Raw genomic sequence first — 22,962 nt, forward strand, 5'->3', positions numbered from 1 at the left:
CTCAGTTGCCCAGCGCGTCGAGATAGCGCTCGGCGTCGAGCGCGGCCATGCAGCCGGTACCGGCCGAGGTCACGGCCTGGCGGTAGATGTGGTCCTGCACGTCGCCGGCGGCGAACACGCCCGGCACGCTGGTCTGGGTCGCGTTGCCGTTGCGTCCGCCCTGGGTCACGATGTAGCCGCCTTCCATCTCGAGCTGGCCTTCGAAGATGTCGGTGTTGGGCTTGTGGCCGATGGCGATGAACACGCCCTGCAGCGCGACTTCGCGGGCGGCGCCGGTATTGACGTCCTTGATGCGCATGCCGGTCACGCCGCTGTTGTCGCCGAGCACCTCGTCGAGCGTGGCGTTGAGCGCCAGCTCGATCTTGCCCGCGGCGACCTTCTCCATCAGCTTGTCGATCATGATCTTCTCGGCGCGGAACTTCTCGCGGCGGTGCACCAGGGTGACCTTCTTCGCGATGTTGGCGAGGTAGAGGGCTTCCTCGACCGCGGTGTTGCCGCCGCCGATCACGGCGACCTCCTGGTTGCGGTAAAAGAAGCCGTCGCAGGTCGCGCACGCCGACACGCCGCGGCCGGCGAATTTCTCCTCGGAGGGCAGGCCGAGGTACTTGGCGGTGGCGCCGGTGGAGATGATCAGCGCATCGCAGGTGTATTCGCCGTTGTCGCCGACCAGGCGGAAGGGCTTCTCGGCCAGCTTCACGGTGTGGATGTGGTCGAAGATCATCTCGGTGTTGAAGCGCTCGGCATGCTTCTGGAAGCGCGCCATCAGGTCCGGGCCCATCACACCGTCGGCGTCGGCCGGCCAGTTGTCCACCTCGGTCGTCGTCATCAGCTGGCCACCCTGGGCGAGGCCGGTGATCAGCACCGGATTCAGGTTGGCGCGGGCGGCATAGACGGCGGCGGTGTAGCCGGCGGGGCCGGAACCGAGGATCAGCAGGCGGGCGTGTTTCGTGGTCATGAGGAGCATTCCAGCGCGTAACGGGACAAGGCGCGAATTATAGCGGAGGGGCGTCGCGCACGCGGCGATGGCGCCGATTGGCGCCGACAATCGGCGGCTCCCCCGGCGGGGGGCGGGCGCAGATTCCACGCTGTCATCATGGTCGGCGTCACATTCGATTACACTTGCAGTGCTGCTTATCGACGCATCAATCTGTTTCCTCGTGTTTGCCGGAGTGTGCATGTCTCAGACCACCGCCGTTTCCGTCGTCGCCCTGAAGACGTTTCCGCTGTTCCACGGCCTGTCGGACGAGGCCCTGGGCAACATCGCCCGGGTGTCGATGATGCGCAGGTTCCCCCGCGGTCAATCCGTGGTGTGTGCCGGCGATCGACCCGACTATGTCTATCTCGTGCTGACCGGCAGCCTGAAGGTCGTGGTCAGCGACGAGGATGGGCGCGAGGTGATCCTGTCCATCCTCGGCCAGGGTGAGCTGTTCGGAGAGATGGGGATGTTCGAGGAGCGGCCGCGCTCGGCGTCGGTGATCGCGGTGGTGCCGGCCGATCTGGTGCTGATCTCGAAGCAGGATTTCCGCCGCATCATGCACGACAGCTTCGACGTGTCGTGGCGCATCATGTGCAACCTCGCCGAGCGCCTGCGCAACGCGGACCGCAAGATCGAGAGCCTCGCGCTGATGGACGTCTACGGCCGGGTTGCCCGCCTGCTGATCGAGATGTCCGAGGATGTCGGCGGCGAGGCGGTGGTGGTGCGCAAGATCTCCAAGCAGGACATCGCCAAGATGATCGGCGCCTCGCGCGAGATGGTCAGCCGGGTCATGAAGGACCTCGGCCAGCAGGGGCTGATCGAGGAGCGTGCCGACGGTATCCTGCTGCGCGAGCGCCTCGGCGACGTCTGAGCCCCGTACGGGCGTTGCCCGCGGGCCACCGGCTGCAGCGCATGACGGCTTTGTGAGCAGGCGCAACATCGGCCGCGGTCGATGCGGCCGATCCCGTATAATCCAGCGGTTGTTTCACTCTGGCCGCCTGGTCGCAACGCAATGCTGTCTCGCTCGTCCTCCCGTTCCCAGCCGCTGCCGGAAAAGATCTCGCTCCTGCTGCAGGAAGCACGCTGGCTGATCCTGGGCGTGATGTCGCTGTACGTCGGCCTCGTGCTGGTCGGCTACAACGAGGCCGATCCCGGCTGGTCGCATGCGGCCGACGTGGCCCGCGTCGCCAACCCCGGCGGGCGCTTCGGCGCCTGGCTGGCGGACCTGCTGCTCTACCTCTTCGGCCTGTCCTCGTGGTGGTGGGTGGTCTTCCTCGGCTACAGCCTGCTGTGGGGCTTCCGTCGCCTCAAGAACCGGCTCGAGCTCGACCACCGCTCCTTCATCTTCGTGATGATCGGCTTCTTCGTCGTGCTGCTGACCAGCAGCGCGCTCGAATTCCTGCGTTTCCATTCCCATGGTGCGGCGGTGCCGCTCGAGCCGGGCGGCCTGCTCGGCATGGAGCTCGGCCAGCTGACCCAGCGTTATTTCGGCTTCACCGGCGGCACGCTGATGCTGCTGGCGCTGATGGCATCGGGCCTGTCGCTGTTCACCGGCCTGTCCTGGCTGGCCGTGGTCGAGCGCATCGGCCTGTGCCTGGAGCAGGGCGTCACCGGCATCCAGCAGGCCTGGATGCGCTGGCAGGATCGCCGGGCCGGTCGCGAGATCGCCGTCAAGCGCGAGGCGGTGGTGCAGACCCGCCGGCGCAAGGTCGAGAAGGAGGCGCCGGCGCCGCTGCGCATCGAGCCGGCGGTAGTGGCGGTCCCGAAGTCCGAGCGCGTCGAGAAGGAGCGTCAGCAGACCCTGTTCGCCGATGCGCCTGAAGGGGCGATCCCGCCGGTGTCCCTGCTCGATCCGGCCAGCGGTGGCGTCGAGCCGCCGTCGCCCGAGTCGCTGGAGTTCACCTCGCGCGTGATCGAGACCAAGCTCGCCGACTTCGGCGTCGAGGTGAAGGTGCTCGCCGCCTACCCCGGCCCGGTCATCACCCGCTACGAGATCGAGCCCGCCACCGGGGTCAAGGGCAGCCAGGTGGTCAATCTGGCCAAGGACCTCGCGCGTGCGCTGTCGCTGGTGTCGATCCGCGTCGTCGAGACCGTGCCCGGCAAGTCGTGCATGGCGCTCGAGCTGCCCAATCCGAAGCGGCAGATGGTGCGCCTGTCGGAGATCGTCGGCTCCAAGGTGTACCAGGACGCGCATTCGCCGCTCACCGTGGTGCTCGGCAAGGACATCGGCGGTCAGCCGGTGGTCGCCGATCTCGCCAAGATGCCGCACCTGCTGGTGGCCGGCACCACCGGCTCGGGCAAGTCGGTGGGCATCAACGCGATGATCCTGTCGCTGATCTACAAGAGCGAGCCCGAGCGCGTGCGGCTGATCATGGTCGACCCGAAGATGCTCGAACTGTCGATCTACGAGGGCATCCCGCACCTGCTGGCGCCGGTCGTGACCGACATGAAGCATGCGGCCAACGCGCTCAACTGGTGCGTGACCGAGATGGACAAGCGCTACAAGCTGATGGCCGCGGTCGGCGTGCGCAACCTCGCCGGCTTCAACAAGGCGGTGCAGGAGGCGCGCAAGGCCGAGACCCCGCTCACCAATCCGTTCTCGATCAGCCCCGAGAACCCCGAGCCGCTCGAGCCCTTGCCGTATATCGTGGTTGTGGTGGACGAGCTTGCCGACATGATGATGGTGGTCGGCAAGAAGGTCGAGGAGCTGATCGCCCGCCTGGCGCAGAAGGCGCGCGCCGCCGGCATCCACCTCATCCTCGCCACCCAGCGCCCGTCGGTGGACGTGATCACCGGCCTGATCAAGGCCAACGTGCCGACGCGGATCGCCTTCCAGGTCTCCAGCAAGATCGACTCGCGCACCATCCTCGACCAGATGGGCGCCGAGACCCTGCTCGGCATGGGCGACATGCTCTATCTCGCCCCCGGCACCGGCCTGCCGGTCCGGGTTCACGGCGCCTTCGTCGCCGACGACGAGGTGCACAAGGTCGTCGACCACCTGAAGCGGCTCGGCCCGCCGGACTACATCGAGGGCATCCTGTCCACCCCCGAGGACGACCTGGACGCCGCGCTCGGTGGCGGCGGGGAGGGCGGCGACGGCGAGTCGGACGCGCTCTACGACCAGGCGGTGGAGATCGTCATCAAGACGCGGCGGCCGTCGATCTCGCTGGTGCAGCGTCATCTGCGCATCGGCTACAACCGCGCGGCGCGCCTGATCGAGCAGATGGAGCGCGCCGGCCTGGTGTCGCCGATGGGCAGCAACGGCAACCGTGAAGTCATCGTTCCGGCCAAGGAGGGTGAATGAGCCTGGTCAGTAAAGCAGTGCCCGTGCTGATGCGCGGGCTGGCGGGGGCCGCGCTGGCCGCGGCGGCGCTGACGGCGGTCGCCGCCGACGGCGTGGCCCAGTTGCGTGCCTTCGTCGATGGCGCGCGCAGCGCCGAGGGCGAATTCGAACAGGTGGTGACCGCGCAGTCGGGGCGCCGCCCCCAGGAGGCGTCCGGCAGCTTCGCTTACGCGCGCCCGGGCCGCTTTCACTGGATTTACGACCGTCCCTACCGGCAGGAGCTGGTCGGTGACGGCAAGGTGCTGTGGTCCTGGGATCCGGACCTGAACCAGGTCACGGTGCGCGAGATCGGCGACGCGCTCGGCGCCACGCCGGCAGCGATCCTGTTCGGCAGCGGTGCGCTCGACGACAGCTTCGAGCTCGCCGACGGTGGCGAGCACGACGGCCTGGCCTGGGCGGAGGCGCGCCCGAAGCAGACCGAGAGCGGCTTCGAGTCGCTGCGCATCGGCCTGGCCGATGGCCAGCTCCGGCGCATGGAGATGCGCGACCATTTCGGCCAGACGACGGTCATCCGCTTCACCCGCCTGCGTGCCAATCCGGCGCTCGCCGCCGACCGCTTCAGCTTCAAGCCGCCGGCCGGTGCCGACATCATCGGTGACGTGCCCGGCATCACGCGCTGAGCCCAGGTTCGCATGAGCGATCTTTTCGAGGCTCTCGATCCGCCGCAGGTACCGCTCGCCGAGCGCATGCGGCCGAAGACACTGGACGAGGTCGCCGGCCAGGCCCATCTGCTCGGTCCGGGCAAGCCGTTGCGCCTGGCCTTCGAGTCGCGCCGGCCGCACTCGATGATCCTTTGGGGGCCGCCGGGCGTCGGCAAGACCACGCTTGCACGGCTGATGGCGCGCGGCTTCGATGCCGACTTCAGCGCGCTGTCGGCGGTGTTCTCCGGGGTCAAGGAGATCCGCGAGGCGATCCAGCAGGCGCAGGTGGCCAAGGCGCGCGGGCGGCACACGATCCTGTTCGTCGACGAGGTGCACCGCTTCAACAAGGCGCAGCAGGATGCCTTCCTGCCCTATGTCGAGCAGGGTCTGGTGACCTTCATCGGCGCGACCACAGAGAACCCGTCCTTCGAGGTCAATTCCGCGCTCTTGTCGCGTGCCGCGGTGTATGTGCTGGAGTCGCTCGATGCGGCGGCGATGGCGCAGCTGTTCGAGCGTGCGCATGCGATCTCCTGTCCAGAGCTCGGTTTCGAAGCGGATGCGCGCGAACGCCTGATCGGCTTCGCCGACGGCGACGCGCGCCGCCTGATGAACCTGATCGAACAGATCCAGGTGGCTGCCGAGACCGCCAAGGTGAATCCGGTCACTGCCGGCTTCGTCGATCAGGCGCTGTCGCGCAACCTGCGCCGTTTCGACAAGGGCGGCGAAGCCTTCTACGACCAGATTTCGGCCCTGCACAAGTCGGTGCGGGGATCGGATCCGGACGCATCGCTGTACTGGCTGTGCCGCATGCTCGATGGTGGCGCCGACCCGCTGTATCTCGGTCGCCGGCTGATACGCATGGCGGTGGAGGACATCGGTCTCGCCGATCCGCGCGCACTGGACATGGCGCTCAACGCGTGCGCGACCTACGAGCGGCTGGGTTCGCCCGAGGGCGAACTCGCGCTTGCGCAGGTCACGATCTTCCTGGCCTGCGCCGCGAAGTCGAACGCGGCCTACAAGGCCTACAACGCCGCGCGCGCCTTCGTCGCCAGCGACGGCTCGCGGCCGGTGCCGCTGCATCTGCGCAACGCACCCACCAAGCTCATGAAGGCGCTCGATTACGGCAAGGCCTACCGCTACGCGCACGACGAGCCCGAGGCCTATGCCGCCGGCGAGAACTACCTCCCTGATGGCATCCAGCCGCCCGGCTGGTACCAGCCGACGCCGCGCGGCATGGAGGGCAGGATCGCCGAAAAGCTCACCCACCTGCGCGTGCTCGATCGCAATGCCCAGCAGCGCAACGGCGAGGCCTTCCAACAAAACGCGAGGCAGAACCCGTCAGGCGATCCGGCCTCGCGTCAAGACCCGACGAAGAAAAGGACGCCGGGCGAGGAGAGTCTCAATGCGGGAGGGGATGATCCTTCATGAACCTCGCGCACAGCGACGCTGCCCGCTCCGCCTTCCGGGTATCGCCGCGCGCGTTCGCGCGTTCGATCAGGTCGAGCATGAAGTTGGTCAGGACCATGACGCCCTCCGGTGTCTGCACGAGGCCGCAACACACCTGCGCTGCGGCCGCGTCGGGGATGTCCTCATGCTCGGCGATCAGCGAAACCTCCTCCTCGGTGAGGTCGCAGTAGTCCAGGCAGTCACGAATGGATAGCATGCCGTACTCCTCCAAGGTTGTGCCGTCTTCGCGGCTTCATGACTCATCTAAGGATAATCGACGAGCGACCTTTTGCAAGGTCAATTTACGTAACGTCAACCGTACAAGTTATTGATTGGAAAAGTTAATTTTTGCAGTGCGCCATGCGTGAGCGGCGTATCGAAAGTCCTCTGCAAACCCGTGCTTGCGTCCCCTCGTTGGCACGAGGCCTTAACTTCCAGTCGCAAGTTACTGATTCGAAACGCTCCAGGAAAACTCACCGATGCTCGACATCCAGCTCCTTCGCACCCAGATCGATACCGTCGCCGCTCGTCTCGCAAGCCGCGGCCTGCAGCTCGACACGGCCGCCTTCCAGGCCCTGGAAGACGAGCGCAAGCAGCTTCAGACCCGCACCCAGGAACTGCAGGCGCGCCGCAACGCGCTCTCCAAGCAGATCGGCATGCTCAAGGGCAGGGGCGAGGATGCCTCGGGCGTGATGGCCGAGGTCGCCCAGCTCGGCGACGAGCTGAAGGCTTGCGAGCAGGCGCTGCCGGTGCTGCTCGAGCGCATCAATGCCTTCCTCGCCACCCTGCCCAACCTGCCGCAGGATGACGTGCCGGTGGGCGTGGACGAAACCGGCAACGTCGAGGTGCGGCGCTGGGGCACGCCGCGCAGCTACGACTTCGAGGTGCGCGATCATGTCGACCTCGGCGCGCCGCTGGGTCTCGACTTCGAGACCGGCGCCAAGCTTTCCGGTTCGCGCTTCGCCTTCCTGCGCGGTCCGGTGGCGCGCCTGCACCGCGCGCTGGCGCAGTTCATGCTCGACACCCACACCCGCGAGCACGGCTATACCGAGTGCTACACGCCCTACATCGTCAATGGCTCGGCGCTCTACGGCACCGGCCAGCTGCCCAAGTTCAAGGAGGACCTGTTCTGGGTGCTGCGCGGCGGCGACGAGGAGGGGCTGGAGCAGTACCTGATCCCCACCGCCGAGATCACGCTGACCAACAGCGTGCGCGAGGACGTGCTCGCGCTCGACGCGCTGCCGATCCGCTTGACCGCGCACAGTCCGTGCTTCCGCTCCGAGGCCGGCAGCGGCGGGCGCGACGTGCGCGGCATGATCCGCCAGCACCAGTTCGACAAGGTCGAGATGGTGCAGATCGTCGAGCCGTCGAAGAGCAATGAGGCGCTGGAGCAGATGGTCGGCCACGCCGAGGCCATCCTGCAGAAGCTGGAACTGCCCTACCGGGTGATCACGCTGTGCACCGGCGACATGGGTTTCTCGGCCGCCAGGACCTACGATCTGGAAGTCTGGCTGCCGGCGCAGAACACCTACCGCGAGATCTCGAGCTGCTCGAACTGCGAGGCCTTCCAGGCGCGCCGCATGCAGGCCCGCTTCAAGAACGCGCAGGGCAAGAACGAGCTGGTGCACACCCTCAACGGCTCCGGCCTCGCGGTGGGGCGCACCCTGGTCGCGGTGCTGGAGAACCACCAGCAGGCCGACGGCTCGATCGTGATCCCGAAGGCGCTGGTGCCCTACATGGGCGGGGTCGAGGTGCTCGAAGCGCCGCTGTGACCCGGCAGCTCGGGCGCGGCGTCGGGCCTCACTCGCCGGGCCCGGCGTCGCGCCGTCCGAGGCGCAGGCCGGGCACGGTCAGCGGCGCGGCGTGCGGCGGCTCCAGCCGCAGCAGGATGTCGTAGTAGCTGCGCACGTTCTCGGCCATCATCACCGCTTCGCCACCGCGCGCCGGACCGGATTTGAGCCGCGCGGCGTACTGCGGTCGCGACAGCAGGGGCAGCACGCCCTTCATGTCGTACCAGGCGTGCTCGTCCTTGCCCAGGCTGCGTGCGATCGCGCGCGCGCCGTTGAAGTGCCCCATGCCCAGGTTGTAGGCTGCAGCGGCCATCCACGAGCGGTCCGGCTCGGGCACTTCCGCCGGCAGATCGTCCTCCAGCATCGCCAGGTAACGCGCACCGCCGAGGATGCTCTCGCGGGCGTCGAGGCGGTTGGCGACGCCGAGCCGGTCGGCGGTCTCGGACGTCAGCATCATCATCCCGCGCACCCCGGTGAAGGAGGTGGCGTTAGGGTCCCATTGCGATTCCTGGTAGGCGACCGCGGCGAGATAGCGCCAGTCGATGCCGGTGCGCGCCTCCGCCTCCTCGAAGTGGGGCCGGTAGCGGGGCAGGCGCTCGCCCACCCGGTCGAGGAAGCCCTTGATGTCGGCGTCCCGGAGGCGGCGGATGTGGCCGAAATGACGATCGGCGACGCGCACCAGCATGCCGCTCTTCTTCGCCTCGTCGATGAAGGTGTCGACCTCGGTCGCGAGGGCGCTGTCGCGCAGCGAGGTCGCCCACGAGATCGTCGATGGTGTCGGCAATTCCCAGGCGATGTCGATGTCGGGATGGAGGCGCGCGGCGAATGCGTAATGCAGGCGGTCGGTGGCGACCAGATCGAGTTCGCCCGCGGCGAGCCTCGCAAGCAAGTCCTCCTCGCCGTCGCGCACCGGGAAATGGACGTTGAGGCCCGGCACCCGGCGGCGGATGTCGGTGGCGTGCTGGGCGGCCAGCGAGCCGCGTTGCGCACTCACCGTCCGTCCGGCGAGATCGCCCTCGTTGCGAATCGGCGTGCCATCGCCACGGGCTGCAATGACGTAATCCACTTCACGCAGCGCCGCCGACCAGCGCACCGGCAGGCGGTCGTTGCGGCCCAGCCCGGCGGCGGCGAGGTGGGCGCGCCCCTGGATCACCGCATCGAGGGCGCGGGTCGCGTCGGGATAGGTGTCGAAGCGGACCGGCACGCCGAGGCGTTCGCCGAGGGCGAGCAGGAGTTCGTATTCGAAGCCGCGGACCTCTCCGTCGCCATCCTTGCGATAGGAGATCGCGTCGTGGCGGGTCGCGACGCGCAACTCGCCGAGCTGGCGATGATCGGCGAGCGGCGGCGCCGTGGTAGGCGAACACGCCGCCAGGAGCAGGGCGATGAGGATGGACAGCAGCAGGCGAAGGGGGAAATCGCGGCTCATGACGGCGCGATTCGGCGCCGCGGAGCGCCCGCTGCCGGGCGATGCTGGCCTGCAGCCCAGGACGATGGCTCGCCTCATTCGTCGACCCAGTCGGCCTCCCAGCGTGCGAGCTCGGGGAAGTGGCGCGCTGCGTCGTTTCCCAGTGCGAGTTCGAGCTGCTCGATCAGGGCGTGCAGGTGCTTGTCGGGTGTCTGCGGCAGCATCGGCTCGAGCTCGATGACCAGGTCGCCGGCTGTCCGCCGTCCACGGCCGGGGAAGCCGGCGCCGGCCACGCGCAGCGTGCGCGCGTGCGCGACCCCGGGCTCGAGCGCGATCGTGCGCAGGCCGGCCGGATGCGGGATGCGCAAGGGGCCTCCAATGAGCATCCGGAGCGCACTCAGCGGGCGCTGCATGACGAGGTTCCGGCCCTCGCGGCGGAAGATCGGGTGGGGCGCCAGGCGGATGCGCAGGCGGAGGTCCCCGCGCGGATGCCGGCCATCGGGATGGGCTTCACCCTCGCCGGCCAGGCGCAATTCGTCATCGTCGATCAGCCCGGGTGGGACCACCACCTGCAGCCAGCGCTCGACGACTTCTTCCCCGCTGCCGGCGCAGTGGCTGCAGGCCTGGGTGTTGCGGTAGCCGCGGCCGTCGCACTCGGGACAGCGAACCAGACCCTTCGCGCCGCTGATTCGTCCGGAGCCGCGGCAGGGCTCGCACAGGCGGCTGACGCTGAGCTTCTCCAGGCCGCCGCCGCCGCAGTGGCCGCAGGGCTGGGGGGTGCGCACGCATACCGGCAGGGTGGCGCCGAGGAAGGCGTCCTCGAAGCTGATTTCCAGGGTTTGCCAGCGGTCCGGACCGCGGCTGCGGGTGTTTGCCGACGCTGCAGCGGAGTCGGCAGCTTCGGCCTCATCGGCGTCCCGCGCCTCCTCGTCATCGAGGAGGGCGGCGAGCAGGCGGTCGTGGGCCTGGCGCAACAGCTTGAAATGCTCCACCGCCTCAGGGGCGGGATTGCGATCGGGGTGCCACTGCATGGCCAGCTTGCGGAACGCGCGCTTGATCTGCTGCGTCGTGGCGCCGGGCTGCAGCCCTAGCAGTGCATGGGCGTCGGACATCGTCGGTTTCGGGAAGCGCTCGAGAACCTGAGCTTAACCGAGCGCGCGCGTCGGCTGCAGAGGTCGAAAACAAAAAAGCCTGGTCCGAAGACCAGGCTTTTCCGTGTTGTCTGGCGCGCCCGGAAGGATTCGAACCTCCTACCCCCTGGTTCGTAGCCAGGTACTCTATCCAGATGAGCTACGGGCGCGTTGCCGATTTCGTTTAGAGCCCGATATCGGAAGGCTTGTTTGGCGCGCCCGGAAGGATTCGAACCTCCTACCCCCTGGTTCGTAGCCAGGTACTCTATCCAGATGAGCTACGGGCGCTTCGTGCTGCACTGCGAAGGAGCGGGATTATAACGGCTGTTCCCGCAACTTCAAGTGTTATTTGGCGGAGAGGGTGGGATTCGAACCCACGGTAGGCTCGCACCTACGCCTGATTTCGAGTCAGGTACATTCGACCACTCTGCCACCTCTCCGCTCGAAGGTCGGCATTATAGTGAATCTGCCGGAAAAGTGAACGCTTTTTTTGAAGCTCATTTGCGAGTGCCGCGCGCCCAGCCCGCCAGCGCTGCGGCGGGCCAAGGCGCAAAAGCGATCATGCGCTCTTGGGCAGCATTTCCTCGTAGGCGCGTACCGCCTCCGCAGCGTACATCAGGGCCGGGCCGCCACCCATGTAGGTGCACACGCCCAGGGTTTCCATGATCTGCTCGCGGCTGGCGCCGAGGCGGATCAGGGCCTTGACGTGGAAGCCGACGCAGGCGTCGCAGCGCTGGGTCACGGCGATCGCCAGGGCGATGAGTTCCTTCTGCAGCTCGCTCAGCGCACCGTCCTGCAGCGCGCCCTTGGCCATCGCGCTGAAGCCCTGCATCGTGTCCGGGGTTTCCTTGCGCAGGGTGGCGAGCGCCTTGGACACGTCGGTGGTGATCTGGACGAAGGACTTCGAGGACATCGCGGCGACTCCGTATTTAAGGGAACGCTTATCTTAATCCCAAAGCCAGCGTATCTGCCATCCTCGTCCTCGATGGCTTCATCCGCAGAATGAATGTTCTGGCGCGCGAGGGCAGGAATCGCCCGCTTTGCACGAAGCGCCGCGATCCCGACCGCAGAGGGGCGTCAGGCCTTGCGCTTGTCGCGCTCGATCAGCGCGTAGGCGGAGTGGTTGTGGATCGACTCGAAGTTCTCCGATTCGACCACGTAGGCATCGATGCGCGGTTCGCGGTGCAGCTGGGCGGCGACGTCGCGCACCATGTCCTCGACGAACTTGGGGTTGTCGTAGGCACGCTCGGTGACCCACTTCTCGTCGGGGCGCTTGAGCAGGCCGAAGACCTCGCACGAGGCCTGGGCCTCGACGAGCTGAACCATCTCCTCGATCCACAGGTGGTCGTTGAGCACCGCGGTGACGGTGACGTGCGAGCGCTGGTTGTGCGCGCCGTACTCGGAGATCTTCTTCGAGCACGGACACAGGCTGGTCACCGGTACCACCACCTTCATCGTGAACTCGTAGGCGCCGCCCTCGCGGATGCTGCCGATGAAGCAGACCTCGTAGTCGAGCAGGCTCTGCACGCCGGACACCGGCGCCGTCTTGTTGATGAAGTAGGGGAAGCTCATCTCGACGTGGCCGGTCTCGGCTTCCAGGCGCTCGACCATCGAGCGCAGCATCGGCTCGAAGTTCTCGACCGAGATCTCGCGCTCGTTGCCGTTGAGGATCTCGACGAAGCGCGACATGTGGGTGCCCTTGAAGTTGTGGGGCAGCCCGACGTACATGTTGAAGCTGGCGACCGTGTGCTGGACGCCGCCCGCCTTGTCGGCAACCTTGATCGGATGGCGGATGGACTTGATGCCGACCTTGTCGATGGCGATCCGCCGGCTGTCGGCGCTGCTCTGGACGTCGGGGATGGCGAGATCGGTGGGGGCGTTCATGGACGGTTCTCTGGGCTGGGGCGGGGGAGAAGCAAAAGGTCGCAGGTGCAACTGGATTGCACCTGCGACCTGATCTTAGCTTTCCCGACAAAAATGCTCAACCTTTGCAGGTCGGGCTTAAAGTTCCAGTGCGCGCTGGATGCTGGCGAGGATGCCTGGCTTGTCGAGGCCTGCGGAGGCGAGCAGCTGCGCCTGGTCGCCGTGGTCGATGAAATGGTCGGGCAGGCCCAGGCGCAGCACCCGGGGGCGCTGCGCGAGGCCGTCCACCACGCGCGCGACTTCGGAGCCGGCGCCGCCGATCACCGCGTTCTCCTCGATGGTCACCAGCAGCTCGTGGGTGGCGGCGAGCTCCGCCACCAGGGCCTCGTCGAGCGGCTTGATGAAGCGCATGTTGGCGACGGTGGCGTCGAGCGCCTCGCCGATCTCGCCCGCGACCGGCACCAGGCTGCCGAAGGCGAGCAGGGCGACGCGCCTGCCGCGGCGCAGGACCTCGCCCTTGCCGATCGGCAGCGCCTGCATCTGCGCCTGCGGGGTGACGCCGGTGCCGCCGCCGCGCGGATAGCGCACCGCGCTCGGGCCGCGGTGCTGCACCGCGGTGAACAACATCTGCCGGCATTCGTTCTCGTCCGCCGGCGCCATCACCACCATGTTGGGGATGCAGGCGAGGTAGGACAGGTCGAAGGCGCCGTGGTGGGTGGCGCCGTCCGCGCCCACCAGGCCGCCGCGGTCGATCGCGAACACCACCTGCAGGTTCTGCAGCGCCACGTCGTGGATCAGCTGGTCGTAGGCGCGCTGCAGGAAGGTGGAGTAGATCGCCACCACCGGCACGAAGCCCTCGCACGCCATGCCGGCGGCGAAGGTCACCGCGTGCTGCTCGGCGATGCCGACGTCGAAGTAGCGATCCGGATATTCGTGGGCGAAGCGCACCAGGCCCGAGCCCTCGCGCATCGCCGGGGTAATGCCGACGATGCGCGCATCGGCCTTCGCCATGTCGCACAGCCAGTCGCCGAACACCTGGGTATAGGTCAGCTTGCCGCCGCCCTTGCCGGCCTGGATGCCAGCGGTGTGGTCGAACTTCGATACGCCGTGGTAGAGGATCGGGTCGGCCTCGGCGAGCTTGTAGCCCTGGCCCTTCTTGGTGATCACGTGCAGGAACTGCGGGCCCTCGAGTTTCTTCAGGTTCTGCAGTGTGGGGATCAGCGCGTCGAGGTCGTGGCCGTCGATCGGGCCGTAGTAGTGGAAGCCGAACTCCTCGAACAGCGTGCCCGGGCTGATCATGCCCTTGGCGTATTCCTCGACCTTGCGCGCGAGTTCGGCCACCGGCGGTGCCATGCCGAGCACCTTCTCGCCGACGCGGCGGGCGGTGTTGTAGGTCGATCCGGACAGCATGCGGGCGAGGATCTTGGTGAGCGCGCCCACCGGCGGCGAGATCGACATCTCGTTGTCGTTGAGGATCACCAGCAGGTTGATGTCCTCGATGTCGCCGGCGTTGTTGAGCGCCTCGAAGGCCATGCCGGCGCTCATCGCGCCGTCGCCGATCACCGCGATCGCGTGGCGGTCTTCCTTGCGCGCGCGGGCGGCGACCGCCATGCCGAGCGCGGCCGAGATCGAAGTGGATGAGTGCGCAGTGCCGAAGGTGTCGTACTCGCTCTCGCAGCGGCGCGGGAAGCCGGAGATGCCGCCGAAATGGCGCAGGCCCGACATCGCGCTGCGCCGGCCGGTGAGCACCTTGTGGCCGTAGGTCTGGTGGCCCACGTCCCAGACGATGCGGTCGTGGGGCGTGTTGAAGACGTAATGCAGCGCGATGCTGAGCTCGACCGTGCCCAGGTTCGACGACAGGTGGCCGCCGGTCTTCGAGACCGATTCGATCAGGAAGGCGCGCAGCTCGTTGGCGAGGGGGGCGAGGTCGCGGCGGTCGAGCGCCCGCAGCTCGGCGGGCGAGTCGATGCGTTCCAGATGGGGGTAGGGGGCCATGGAAGATCCGGCGTTATGTTCGTTGTTCTTCGCGGTCGGTCAGAAGGCGCGATGCACGACGTAGTCGGCGAGCTGTTCCAGACGCAGCGCGCGCGCGCCGAAGGGGCGCAGCGTGGCCTTCGCGTCCGCCAGCATGTCCTCCGCCAGCTGGCGGGCCTCGGCGAGGCCGAGGAGGCTGACGTAGGTCGGCTTGTCGTTCTCGGCGTCCTTGCCGGCGGTCTTGCCGAGGGTCGCGGTGTCGGCCGCGGCGTCGAGGATGTCGTCGACGACCTGGAACAGCAGTCCGACCACCTTGGCGTAGTGGTCGAGGCGGGCCAGCTCGTCCGCGCCGAGCGCCTGCCCCGCGCGTGCGCCTAGCAGCACTGCGGCGCGGATCAGCGCCCCGGTCTTGTGCACGTGCATGAACTCGAGCTCCGCGCGCCCAAGCTGCATCCCCACCGAGGCGAGGTCGATGGCCTGGCCGCCGGCCATGCCGCGCGAACCGGACGCCACCGCGAGGTGCGCGACCATCGCCAGCTGGGCGGCGGGATCGGCGCCGATCGGCGCCTCTGCCAGGACCTGGAAGGCGAGCGTCTGCAGGGCGTCGCCGGCGAGCAGCGCGGTGGCCTCGTCGTACTCGACATGCACGGTCGGCTTGCCGCGGCGCAGCACATCGTCGTCCATGCACGGCATGTCGTCGTGCACCAGCGAGTAGGCGTGGATCAGCTCGACCGCACAGGCGACGCGGTCGATGTCCGCAGCGGAAGCGCCGGCCAGCTCGCCGGCGGCGTGCGCGAGCAGCGGGCGCACGCGCTTGCCGCCACCGAGCACGGCATAGCGCATCGCCTCGTGCAGGCGCTGCGGCGCGATCGTGGGCTCGGGCAGCACGCCGGCGAGGGCGGTCTCGGTGCGCTGCTGGATCTGCGCCATCCAGTCGGTGAAGGAGAGGGGCGTTCGGGTGTCGTTCATGCGCCGGCCTTGTCTTGGTCGCGTCCGTCGTCGTCGACGGGAAGGTCCACCAGGGCTTCGCCCTCGAGCACCTTGATGCGCTGCTCCGCCGCGCTCAGCGTGGCCTGGCAATGGCGGAGGAGGTTGACGCCGCGCTGGTAGCGGGCGAGAGCGTCTTCGAGCGGAAGGTTGCCCGACTCCATCTCCTGGACGATGGCTTCGAGCTCGGAGATCGCCGCTTCGAATGTCTTGGGAGGGGTTGCCGACTTGGGCATGGATGAATATCTGCGCGGCAAAAGCGGGAAAATAACCGAATGCGGGTCTGGCGGTCAAACGGGGTCTGACATACACTAACTCGTTTATTTTTCCGGATTTCTTGTCCGCAAGAGGAGGTTCGGGGATGTCCGACATCGCTTCCAAGGCTCAACTGGCCCAGGCCGTTTCCCAACTGCCTGTTTCCTGGTACTTCGACGAGAAGGTTTTCGAGGTGGAGAAGAAGCTCCTCTTCGATGCCGGCCCGGGGTACGTCGGCCATGAGCTGATGGTGCCCGAGGTCGGCAACTACCGTTCGCTCGAGTGGCTCGATCATTCCAAGCTGCTGTTCCGCACCGAGGCGGGCGTGCACCAGATGTCCAACGTCTGCCGCCATCGCCAGGCGATCATGCTGCAGGGCAGCGGCACCACCGAGCACGTGGTGTGCCCGGTGCACCGGTGGACCTACGACCAGCAGGGTGCGCTGATCGGCGCGCCGCATTTCGCCGAGAAGCCCTGCCTGGGACTCAAGCGCGATGCGCTCGAGAACTGGAACGGCCTGCTGTTCAAGGGGCCGCGCTCGGCCACCGCCGACCTCGCCGGCATGAAGGTCGCGGGCGAGCTCGACTTCAGCGGTTACAAGCTCGACCGCGTCGAGATCCACCAGTGCAACTACAACTGGAAGACCTTCATCGAGGTCTATCTCGAGGACTACCACGTCGTTCCCTTCCACCCCGGCCTGGGCAACTTCGTGACCTGCGACGACCTGTCCTGGCAGTTCGGCGACTGGTACTCGGTGCAGCAGGTGGGCATCACCTCGCTCGCCAAGCCGGGCTCGGCGACCTACGCCAAGTGGCATCGGGCGGTACTCGACTACTACGGCGAGAAGAAGCCGGAGCACGGCGCGATCTGGCTCACCTACTACCCGAACATCATGGTCGAGTGGTACCCGCACGTGCTGGTGGTGAGCACGCTGATCCCGACCGATGTGAACAAGACCACCAACGTGGTCGAGTTCTACTATCCCGAGGACATCGTCGAGTTCGAGCGCGAGTTCGTCGAGGCCGAGCAGGCCGCGTACATGGAGACGGCGATCGAGGACGACGACATCGCCGAGCGCATGGACCGCGGCCGGCTGGCGCTGATGAAGGAAGGGCGCAACGAGGTCGGCCCCTACCAGTCGCCGTTCGAGGACGGGATGCAGCACTTCCACGAGTTCTACCGGCGCATCATGGAGCCGCACATCGGCGGCTGAATGCGGGGCGGCTCTGCGCGCGCTGCGGGGCATTTGGCTTCGGGCTCGGGCAGAAGGACATCGCGGCATCGGCCGCTCCCACAGGGTGCTTCCAGCCGTGTGGGAGCGGTGGATGCCGCGATTGTTTTCGTCCAGCGCGTCCGCGCACCTCAGCGCACGTCCTGCAGCTCCTTCGGCAGCGGGAAGGTCACCTTCTCCGGCACGCCGTCGAGGTTGCGCACCGGGCCGCCGCTGAGTTCCTTCAAGCGCGCGATCACCTCGTCCACCAGCACTTCCGGCGCCGAGGCACCCGCGGTGACGCCGATGCGGCGCCTTCCTTCCACCCAGGCCGGATCGATGCCGGCGGCGTTGTCGACCAGGTAGGCCGGCACGCCGCGCAGTTCGGCGACTTCGCGCAGGCGGTTGGAGTTGGAGCTGTTCTTCGAGCCCACCACGAACACCACGTCGGCGTGCGGGGTCATGAACTTGACCGCGTCCTGGCGATTCTGCGTGGCGTAGCAGATGTCGTCCTTCTTCGGGCCGACGATGTCGGGGAAGCGCGTGCGCAAGGCATCGACGATGGTGGCGGCGTCATCCACCGACAGTGTGGTCTGGGTCACGTAGGCGAGCTTGTCAGGGTCGGCGACCTGCAGTGCGGCGACGTCCTCGGGGGTCTCGACCAGATGGATGCCGGTGTTGACCTGGCCCATCGTCCCCTCGACCTCGGGGTGGCCCTTGTGACCGATCATGATGATCTCGCGGCCCTGGTCGCGCATGCGGCCGACCTCGATATGCACCTTGGTGACCAGCGGGCAGGTGGCGTCGAACACGCGCAGGCCGCGGCGCTCGGCTTCCTCGCGCACCGCCAGCGAGACGCCGTGAGCCGAGAAGATCACCGTGTTGCCGGCGGGCACCTCGTCGAGCTCGTCCACGAAGATCGCGCCCTTGTTGCGCAGGTCGTCCACCACGAACTTGTTGTGCACGACCTCGTGGCGCACGTAGATCGGCGCGCCGAAGCGCTGCAGCGCGCGCTCGACGATCTCGATCGCGCGCTCGACGCCGGCGCAGAAGCCGCGCGGATTGGCGAGGAGGATTTCCTTGTCGTTCATTGCTTGTCTCTGTGGGGTGTTGCCGGTGGTGCTCAGGAGATTCCGATCACCTGCACCTCGAAGCGGATCGCCTTGCCCGCGAGCGGGTGGTTGAAGTCGATCAGCGCCGACTGCGCGTCGATCTCGCGCACCAGGCCGGAGTAGCGCGAGCCGTCGGGGGCGGTGAATTCCATGATGCTCATGGCTTCGATCTCCTCGTCCGGCATGTGTTCGCGCTTGACGCGCTCGACCAGCTCCTCGCGGTAGGGGCCGAAGGCCTCGTCGGCCGCGAGTTCGAAGACGTGGTGGGTGCCGGGCATCAGGCCGATCAGCAGCTTCTCCATCGCCGGCAGCATTTCGCCGGCGCCCAGCTGTAGCGTGGCGGGGGTGGCGTTGAAGGTGCTGATCAGCGGCTGGCCGCTCGGCAGCGAGATGCGGTAATGCAGGGTGACGAGGCTGTTGGCCTGGATCGCTTCGCTCAAGATGGTGCTCCCGGTCGGGGCTGGTCCTTGCTGGCGGCGCCGAAGATCTGGCCCCACAGCATCAGCACGACGCCCACGGTGATGGCCGAGTCGGCCAGGTTGAATGCCGGCCAGCTCCAGCCGGCGTAATGGAAGTGCAGGAAGTCGACCACCGCGCCGTGCACCAGGCGGTCATAGACGTTGCCGAGCGCGCCGCCGATGATCAGCGCGAAGGCCGCCGGGAGCAGCTTCTCGTGGCGGTGGTGGTGCATCAGCGTGAGCAGCCAGGCGCTGATGCCCAGCGCCAGCACGGTGAAGAACCAGCGCTGCCAGCCGCCGTGTTCGGCGAGGAAGCTGAACGCCGCGCCGGTGTTGAACACCAGCACGAGGTCGAAGAAGCCGGTGATCGTGATCACCTGGCCGGGCTGCAGGTTCGCCATCACCAGCTGCTTGGTGAGCTGGTCGAGCACGCCGACCACCACGGCGAGGATCAGCCAGGGCAGCATCAGCGACAGCGCGCTGCGCGCCTGGGGCGTCGGGCGGGACATCGTCATCGTGCGGGCCGCGTCAGGCATGGGCGCGAGTTTCGCCTTCGCCGAACAGGTTGCTCACGCAGCGGCCGCACAGGGTCGGGTGCTCGGCGTGGCTGCCCACCGATTCGACGTAGTGCCAGCAGCGCTCGCACTTCTGCGCCGCGCTCGGGGTGGCGACGATGCGCTCGTCCTCGACGCCGGCGACTTCGCTCAGCGTGGCCGCGGAGGTCATGGTGACGAAGCGCAGGTCCTCGCCCAGGCTGGCCATCGCGGCGAACTTGTCGGCGGTGAGCGCGAGTTCGAGTTCGGCCTGCAGCGAGGCGCCGACCTTGCCTTCGGTACGCAGCGCCTCGATGACCTTGAGGCCCTCGGCGCGCACCGCGCGGATGCTCTCCCAGCGCGCGATCAGGCCGGCTTCGCCCTCCTGCGCGGGCAGGGCGTGGAAGGTGTGCAGCATCACGCTGTCGGCTTCCTCGCCGGCTTTTGCCGGATTGAGAATGGCCCAGGCTTCCTCGGCGGTGAAGGACAGGATCGGCGCCATCAGCTTCAACAGCGTCTGCGTGATGTGCCACAGCGCGGTCTGCGCGGCGCGGCGCGGCAGGCTGCCGGCGGCGGTGGTGTACAGGCGGTCCTTGAGGATGTCGAGGTAGAAGGCGCCGAGGTCTTCGGCACAGAACACCTGCAGCGCCTGCACCACGCGGTGGAATTCCATCTTCGCGTAGTCGGCTTCGGCCTGCTGCGCGAGCTGGCGGGTGAAGGCGAGCGCGTAGCGGTCCAGATCCATCCACTGCTCGAGCGGCACCGCGTCCTTGGCGATGTCGAAGTCGGCGGTGTTGGCGAGCAGGAAGCGCAGGGTATTGCGCACGCGGCGATAGACCTCGACCACGCGGTCGAGGATCTCCTTGGAGATCGACAGCTCGCCCGAGTAGTCGGTGGATGCCACCCACAGACGCAGGATCTCGGCGCCGAGCTTGCCCGTGACCTCCTGCGGCACGACCACGTTGCCGAGCGACTTGCTCATCTTGCGCCCGGCGCCATCCACTGCGAAGCCGTGGGTGAGCAGGCTGCGGTAGGGCGCGTGGCCGTCGATCGCGCAGCCGGTCAGGAGCGACGAGTGGAACCAGCCGCGGTGCTGGTCCGAGCCTTCCAGGTACATGTCGGCGCGCGGGCCTTCCGGGTGGCCGTCGTTGTGCGAGCCGCGCAGCACGTGCTTGTGCGTGGTGCCGGAGTCGAACCAGACGTCGAGCGTGTCGCTGATCTTGTCGTACTGCGCGGCCTCGGCGCCGAGCAGCTCGGTGGCATCGAGCTTGAACCAGGCCTCGATGCCTTCCTTCTCCACGCGCAGCGCGACCGCTTCCATCAGCTCGACCGTGCGCGGATGCAGCTCGCCGGTCTCCTTGTGCAGGAAGAAGGGGATCGGCACGCCCCAGTTGCGCTGGCGCGAGATGCACCAGTCGGGGCGGTTGGCGATCATCGCGTGCAGGCGCGCCTGGCCCCAGGCCGGGTAGAACTTGGTCGCCTCGACCGCGCGCAGCGCACGCTCGCGCAGCGTCGAGCCGTCGGCTGCGACCTTGTCCATGCCGACGAACCACTGCGCGGTGGCGCGATAGACCAGCGGGGTCTTGTGGCGCCAGCAGTGCATGTAGCTGTGGGTGATCTTGCCGTGCGACAGCAGGGTGCCGACCTCGGCGAGCTTGTCGACGATGGCGGGGTTGGCCTTCCAGATGTTCATGCCGCCGAAGAAAGGCAGATCGGGCACGTATTCCCCACCGCCCATCACCAGCGACAGGATCTCCTCGTTGCTGCGGCCGTAGGCGCGCCACGAGTTGAAGTCATCCACGCCATGCGCCGGGGACGAGTGCACGATGCCGGTGCCGGCGTCGATGCCGACGTATTCGGCCAGATACACCGGCGACACGCGGTCGTAGAAGGGGTGGCGGAACTCGATGCGATCCAGCGCCGCGCCCTTGGCGGTGGCGACGATCGTGCCCTCGAGCTGGTAGCGCTGCAGCGCTGATTGGACGAGGTCCTTGGCCAGGACCAGGAGGCGATCGCCAACATCGACCAGCGCGTAATCGAACTCGGGATGGGCGTTGAGCGCCTGGTTGGCGGGGATGGTCCACGGCGTGGTGGTCCAGATCACCGCGGCGGCGGGCTTGTCGAGCTTGGCCAGGCCGAAGGCGGCGGCAAGCTTCCCCGCGTGTTCGGCAGAAACCGGGAAGGCGACGTCGATGGTCGGCGAGGCCTTGTCGGCGTACTCGACCTCGGCCTCGGCCAGCGCCGAGCCGCAGTCGAAGCACCAGTTCACCGGCTTCAGGCCCTTGAACACGTAGCCGTTCTTCGTCATCTCGGCGAGCGCGCGGATCTCGTTGGCCTCGTTGGCGAAGTCCATCGTGCGGTAGGGGTTGTCCCAGTCGCCGAGCACGCCGAGGCGGATGAAGTCGGCCTTCTGGATCTCGATCTGCTCCGCGGCGTAGGCCCGGCACAGCTCGCGCACCTTGTCCGCGGGCAGGTTCTTGCCGTGGGTGACCTCGACCTTGTGCTCGATCGGCAGGCCGTGGCAGTCCCAGCCCGGCACGTAGGGCGCGTCGAAGCCGGCGAGCGTCTTCGAGCGCACGATGATGTCCTTGAGGATCTTGTTCAGCGCGTGGCCGATGTGCAGGCTGCCGTTGGCGTAGGGCGGGCCGTCGTGGAGCACGAACTTGGGCCGGCCGGCGCTGGCCTTGCGGATGCGCTGGTAGAGCTTTTTCTGCTGCCAGTCGGCGATCCAGTTCGGCTCGCGCTTGGGCAGGTCGCCGCGCATCGGGAAGGGGGTGTCGGGCAGGTTGAGCGTCTTGCGGTAGTCGGCCATGGCGAAGTCGGGTGTCGGTTGGGTCGGTACGATTCGGGTGGGCGGGCCTGCGCAGGATCAGGCGGATTCGGAAGCTGGGTGCGCGGTGAACCAGTCGCGCGCGACCTGCGCATCGAGCGCGATCTGCGCGCGCAGCGCGTCGAGCGACTCGAACTTGCGCTCCTCGCGCAGCTTGTGCAGGAAGTGCACGCGGATGTGCGCACCGTAGCAGCTTTGCGTCCAGTCGAAGAGATGGACTTCGAGGCGGGCGCGGCCGCGCGCGGTGGCGGTCGGGCGCACGCCGATGTTGGCGACGCCGGTGACGCGGCGCCCGGCGAGGCCTTCGACGCTGACCGCATAGACACCGGTCAGTGCCGGGCGGCGATGCTTCATCTGGATGTTGGCGGTCGGGAAACCGAGCTGGCGGCCGATCTTGTCGCCGTGGCACACGCGGCCGGCGATGCTGTAGGGGCGGCCGAGCAGGCGCGCGGCGTGGGCGAGGTCGGCCTCGGCCAGCGCCTCGCGCACCGCCGAGCTGGAGACGCGTTCGCCGTCGACGTCGAGGGTCGGCATCGACTCCACGCCGAAGCCGTGCTGCTCGCCGGCCGCGCGCAGCATCTGGAAATTGCCCTGGCGGCGGGCGCCGAAGCAGAAGTCGTCACCGACGAACAGGTGGCGCACCTGCAGTCCGCGCACCAGGGTGTCGGCGATGAAGCTTTCCGCCGTCTGCGCGGCCAGGCGGGCGTTGAAGCGGCAGATGTAGGTGCGGTCCACGCCCGCGGCGTCGAGCAGCAGCAGCTTCTCGCGCAGCGAGGCGAGGCGGGCGGGGGCGTCGGCGGGGCTGAAGTATTCGCGCGGATGCGGCTCGAAGGTGAGCACCACTGCCGGCAGGCCGAGAGCGCGGGCCTTTCCGGTCAGCAGCGAAAGCAGCGCCTGGTGGCCGAGATGCACGCCATCGAAGTTGCCGATGGTGAGCACCGCAGCCGTGTCGGCGTGCTCGGGAATCCCGCGGTGAACCTGCATAAGCGCCTGAAAAAGGCGCAATTAT

General features: G+C 67.7%; 20 protein-coding genes and 3 tRNA genes. 6 read left to right on the forward strand and 17 right to left on the reverse strand.

Going from position 1 to position 22,962, the window contains the following annotated elements; genetic code table 11:
• Position 1: 1 nt before the first annotated feature.
• Entirely contained in the window at positions 2-955 is a 954-nt protein-coding gene (gene trxB, locus CKCBHOJB_RS07245; RefSeq protein ID WP_281051307.1) for a thioredoxin-disulfide reductase, read from the reverse strand.
• Between the two features lie 220 nt (positions 956-1,175).
• On the opposite strand from trxB, the gene CKCBHOJB_RS07250 reads away from it, so the two are divergent.
• From CKCBHOJB_RS07250 to CKCBHOJB_RS07265, 4 genes are all read left to right on the forward strand, one after another.
• Complete coding sequence (locus tag CKCBHOJB_RS07250; protein WP_281051308.1) at positions 1,176-1,847, forward strand: cyclic nucleotide-binding domain-containing protein; 672 nt, start codon at positions 1,176-1,178, stop codon at positions 1,845-1,847.
• A gap of 141 nt (positions 1,848-1,988) precedes the next feature.
• Complete coding sequence (locus tag CKCBHOJB_RS07255; protein ID WP_281051309.1) at positions 1,989-4,280, forward strand: DNA translocase FtsK; 2,292 nt, start codon at positions 1,989-1,991, stop codon at positions 4,278-4,280.
• Entirely contained in the window at positions 4,277-4,939 is a 663-nt protein-coding gene (lolA, locus tag CKCBHOJB_RS07260) for an outer membrane lipoprotein chaperone LolA (protein WP_281051310.1), read from the forward strand. The genes CKCBHOJB_RS07255 and lolA overlap by 4 nt, the downstream gene beginning before the upstream one ends.
• A 12-nt stretch (positions 4,940-4,951) precedes the next feature.
• Positions 4,952-6,388: a replication-associated recombination protein A gene (locus CKCBHOJB_RS07265; protein WP_281051311.1), complete on the forward strand. Its 1,437-nt coding sequence runs from the start codon at positions 4,952-4,954 to the stop codon at positions 6,386-6,388.
• Here the strand turns inward: CKCBHOJB_RS07265 and CKCBHOJB_RS07270 are convergent.
• Entirely contained in the window at positions 6,360-6,623 is a 264-nt protein-coding gene (locus tag CKCBHOJB_RS07270; protein WP_281051312.1) for a hypothetical protein, read from the reverse strand. The genes CKCBHOJB_RS07265 and CKCBHOJB_RS07270 overlap by 29 nt on opposite strands.
• A gap of 262 nt (positions 6,624-6,885) precedes the next feature.
• Here CKCBHOJB_RS07270 and serS point away from each other — a divergent pair, with 262 nt between their 5' ends.
• Positions 6,886-8,178 (forward strand): serine--tRNA ligase, encoded by a 1,293-nt coding sequence (gene serS / locus CKCBHOJB_RS07275; protein ID WP_281051313.1) that lies wholly within the window; start codon positions 6,886-6,888, stop codon positions 8,176-8,178.
• A gap of 28 nt (positions 8,179-8,206) precedes the next feature.
• On the opposite strand, the gene mltF is transcribed toward serS, so the two are convergent.
• The 10 genes from mltF to CKCBHOJB_RS07325 all read right to left on the reverse strand — a co-directional run bounded on the left by mltF (position 8,207) and on the right by CKCBHOJB_RS07325 (position 15,791).
• Entirely contained in the window at positions 8,207-9,622 is a 1,416-nt protein-coding gene (mltF, locus tag CKCBHOJB_RS07280) for a membrane-bound lytic murein transglycosylase MltF (RefSeq protein ID WP_281051314.1), read from the reverse strand.
• A 74-nt stretch (positions 9,623-9,696) separates the two neighbouring features.
• Positions 9,697-10,713 carry a DnaJ C-terminal domain-containing protein gene (locus CKCBHOJB_RS07285; RefSeq protein ID WP_281051315.1) on the reverse strand — a complete coding sequence of 339 codons (1,017 nt, stop codon included), beginning with the start codon at positions 10,711-10,713 and terminating at the stop codon, positions 9,697-9,699.
• Positions 10,714-10,824: 111 nt separating this feature from the next.
• Positions 10,825-10,901 (reverse strand) — tRNA-Arg (locus tag CKCBHOJB_RS07290).
• A gap of 41 nt (positions 10,902-10,942) precedes the next feature.
• Positions 10,943-11,019 (reverse strand) — tRNA-Arg (locus CKCBHOJB_RS07295).
• Positions 11,020-11,081: 62 nt separating this feature from the next.
• A tRNA-Ser gene (locus tag CKCBHOJB_RS07300) sits at positions 11,082-11,171 on the reverse strand.
• 119 nt (positions 11,172-11,290) lie between these two features.
• Complete coding sequence (locus CKCBHOJB_RS07305) at positions 11,291-11,644, reverse strand: carboxymuconolactone decarboxylase family protein (RefSeq protein ID WP_281051316.1); 354 nt, start codon at positions 11,642-11,644, stop codon at positions 11,291-11,293.
• Between the two features lie 164 nt (positions 11,645-11,808).
• Entirely contained in the window at positions 11,809-12,615 is an 807-nt protein-coding gene (folE2, locus tag CKCBHOJB_RS07310; protein ID WP_281051317.1) for a GTP cyclohydrolase FolE2, read from the reverse strand.
• A 117-nt stretch (positions 12,616-12,732) separates the two neighbouring features.
• The gene (dxs, locus tag CKCBHOJB_RS07315; protein ID WP_281051318.1) at positions 12,733-14,589 is read right to left on the reverse strand and encodes a 1-deoxy-D-xylulose-5-phosphate synthase; all 1,857 of its coding nucleotides are present in this window, start codon (positions 14,587-14,589) and stop codon (positions 12,733-12,735) included.
• Positions 14,590-14,628: 39 nt separating this feature from the next.
• Complete coding sequence (locus tag CKCBHOJB_RS07320) at positions 14,629-15,537, reverse strand: farnesyl diphosphate synthase (protein WP_281051319.1); 909 nt, start codon at positions 15,535-15,537, stop codon at positions 14,629-14,631.
• Positions 15,534-15,791 carry an exodeoxyribonuclease VII small subunit gene (locus tag CKCBHOJB_RS07325; RefSeq protein ID WP_281051320.1) on the reverse strand — a complete coding sequence of 86 codons (258 nt, stop codon included), beginning with the start codon at positions 15,789-15,791 and terminating at the stop codon, positions 15,534-15,536. The genes CKCBHOJB_RS07320 and CKCBHOJB_RS07325 overlap by 4 nt, the downstream gene beginning before the upstream one ends.
• 125 nt (positions 15,792-15,916) lie before the next feature.
• On the opposite strand from CKCBHOJB_RS07325, the gene CKCBHOJB_RS07330 reads away from it, so the two are divergent.
• On the forward strand, positions 15,917-17,023 hold the full coding sequence (locus tag CKCBHOJB_RS07330) for an aromatic ring-hydroxylating dioxygenase subunit alpha (RefSeq protein ID WP_281051321.1): 1,107 nt from the start codon (positions 15,917-15,919) through the stop codon (positions 17,021-17,023).
• A 149-nt stretch (positions 17,024-17,172) separates the two neighbouring features.
• On the opposite strand, the gene ispH is transcribed toward CKCBHOJB_RS07330, so the two are convergent.
• From ispH to CKCBHOJB_RS07355, 5 genes are all read right to left on the reverse strand, one after another.
• Positions 17,173-18,111 carry a 4-hydroxy-3-methylbut-2-enyl diphosphate reductase gene (gene ispH / locus CKCBHOJB_RS07335; RefSeq protein ID WP_281051322.1) on the reverse strand — a complete coding sequence of 313 codons (939 nt, stop codon included), beginning with the start codon at positions 18,109-18,111 and terminating at the stop codon, positions 17,173-17,175.
• A 32-nt stretch (positions 18,112-18,143) separates the two neighbouring features.
• Positions 18,144-18,572 carry an FKBP-type peptidyl-prolyl cis-trans isomerase gene (locus tag CKCBHOJB_RS07340; RefSeq protein WP_281051323.1) on the reverse strand — a complete coding sequence of 143 codons (429 nt, stop codon included), beginning with the start codon at positions 18,570-18,572 and terminating at the stop codon, positions 18,144-18,146.
• Positions 18,569-19,057 (reverse strand): signal peptidase II, encoded by a 489-nt coding sequence (gene lspA, locus CKCBHOJB_RS07345; RefSeq protein WP_281051648.1) that lies wholly within the window; start codon positions 19,055-19,057, stop codon positions 18,569-18,571. The genes CKCBHOJB_RS07340 and lspA overlap by 4 nt, the downstream gene beginning before the upstream one ends.
• Positions 19,058-19,118: 61 nt before the next feature.
• Entirely contained in the window at positions 19,119-21,935 is a 2,817-nt protein-coding gene (ileS, locus tag CKCBHOJB_RS07350; RefSeq protein WP_281051324.1) for an isoleucine--tRNA ligase, read from the reverse strand.
• Between the two features lie 57 nt (positions 21,936-21,992).
• Entirely contained in the window at positions 21,993-22,937 is a 945-nt protein-coding gene (locus CKCBHOJB_RS07355) for a bifunctional riboflavin kinase/FAD synthetase (RefSeq protein ID WP_281051325.1), read from the reverse strand.
• Positions 22,938-22,962 lie beyond the last annotated feature (25 nt).

This window comes from Thauera sp. GDN1 (assembly GCF_029223545.1).
Classification (GTDB): domain Bacteria; phylum Pseudomonadota; class Gammaproteobacteria; order Burkholderiales; family Rhodocyclaceae; genus Thauera.

What these genes read in the sequence shown, in the direction of transcription:
- trxB (WP_281051307.1), bottom strand. Translation starts at nt 955, where the DNA reads ATGACCACGAAACACGCCCGCCTGCTGATCCTCGGTTCCGGCCCCGCC.
- mltF (WP_281051314.1), bottom strand. Translation starts at nt 9,622, where the DNA reads ATGAGCCGCGATTTCCCCCTTCGCCTGCTGCTGTCCATCCTCATCGCC.
- CKCBHOJB_RS07250 (WP_281051308.1), top strand. Translation starts at nt 1,176, where the DNA reads ATGTCTCAGACCACCGCCGTTTCCGTCGTCGCCCTGAAGACGTTTCCG.
- lolA (WP_281051310.1), top strand. Translation starts at nt 4,277, where the DNA reads ATGAGCCTGGTCAGTAAAGCAGTGCCCGTGCTGATGCGCGGGCTGGCG.
- lspA (WP_281051648.1), bottom strand. Translation starts at nt 19,057, where the DNA reads ATGCTGCCCTGGCTGATCCTCGCCGTGGTGGTCGGCGTGCTCGACCAG.
- CKCBHOJB_RS07325 (WP_281051320.1), bottom strand. Translation starts at nt 15,791, where the DNA reads ATGCCCAAGTCGGCAACCCCTCCCAAGACATTCGAAGCGGCGATCTCC.
- ispH (WP_281051322.1), bottom strand. Translation starts at nt 18,111, where the DNA reads ATGAACGACAAGGAAATCCTCCTCGCCAATCCGCGCGGCTTCTGCGCC.
- CKCBHOJB_RS07265 (WP_281051311.1), top strand. Translation starts at nt 4,952, where the DNA reads ATGAGCGATCTTTTCGAGGCTCTCGATCCGCCGCAGGTACCGCTCGCC.
- CKCBHOJB_RS07320 (WP_281051319.1), bottom strand. Translation starts at nt 15,537, where the DNA reads ATGAACGACACCCGAACGCCCCTCTCCTTCACCGACTGGATGGCGCAG.
- CKCBHOJB_RS07270 (WP_281051312.1), bottom strand. Translation starts at nt 6,623, where the DNA reads ATGCTATCCATTCGTGACTGCCTGGACTACTGCGACCTCACCGAGGAG.
- CKCBHOJB_RS07330 (WP_281051321.1), top strand. Translation starts at nt 15,917, where the DNA reads ATGTCCGACATCGCTTCCAAGGCTCAACTGGCCCAGGCCGTTTCCCAA.
- CKCBHOJB_RS07305 (WP_281051316.1), bottom strand. Translation starts at nt 11,644, where the DNA reads ATGTCCTCGAAGTCCTTCGTCCAGATCACCACCGACGTGTCCAAGGCG.
- ileS (WP_281051324.1), bottom strand. Translation starts at nt 21,935, where the DNA reads ATGGCCGACTACCGCAAGACGCTCAACCTGCCCGACACCCCCTTCCCG.
- folE2 (WP_281051317.1), bottom strand. Translation starts at nt 12,615, where the DNA reads ATGAACGCCCCCACCGATCTCGCCATCCCCGACGTCCAGAGCAGCGCC.
- CKCBHOJB_RS07355 (WP_281051325.1), bottom strand. Translation starts at nt 22,937, where the DNA reads ATGCAGGTTCACCGCGGGATTCCCGAGCACGCCGACACGGCTGCGGTG.
- serS (WP_281051313.1), top strand. Translation starts at nt 6,886, where the DNA reads ATGCTCGACATCCAGCTCCTTCGCACCCAGATCGATACCGTCGCCGCT.
- dxs (WP_281051318.1), bottom strand. Translation starts at nt 14,589, where the DNA reads ATGGCCCCCTACCCCCATCTGGAACGCATCGACTCGCCCGCCGAGCTG.
- CKCBHOJB_RS07255 (WP_281051309.1), top strand. Translation starts at nt 1,989, where the DNA reads ATGCTGTCTCGCTCGTCCTCCCGTTCCCAGCCGCTGCCGGAAAAGATC.
- CKCBHOJB_RS07285 (WP_281051315.1), bottom strand. Translation starts at nt 10,713, where the DNA reads ATGTCCGACGCCCATGCACTGCTAGGGCTGCAGCCCGGCGCCACGACG.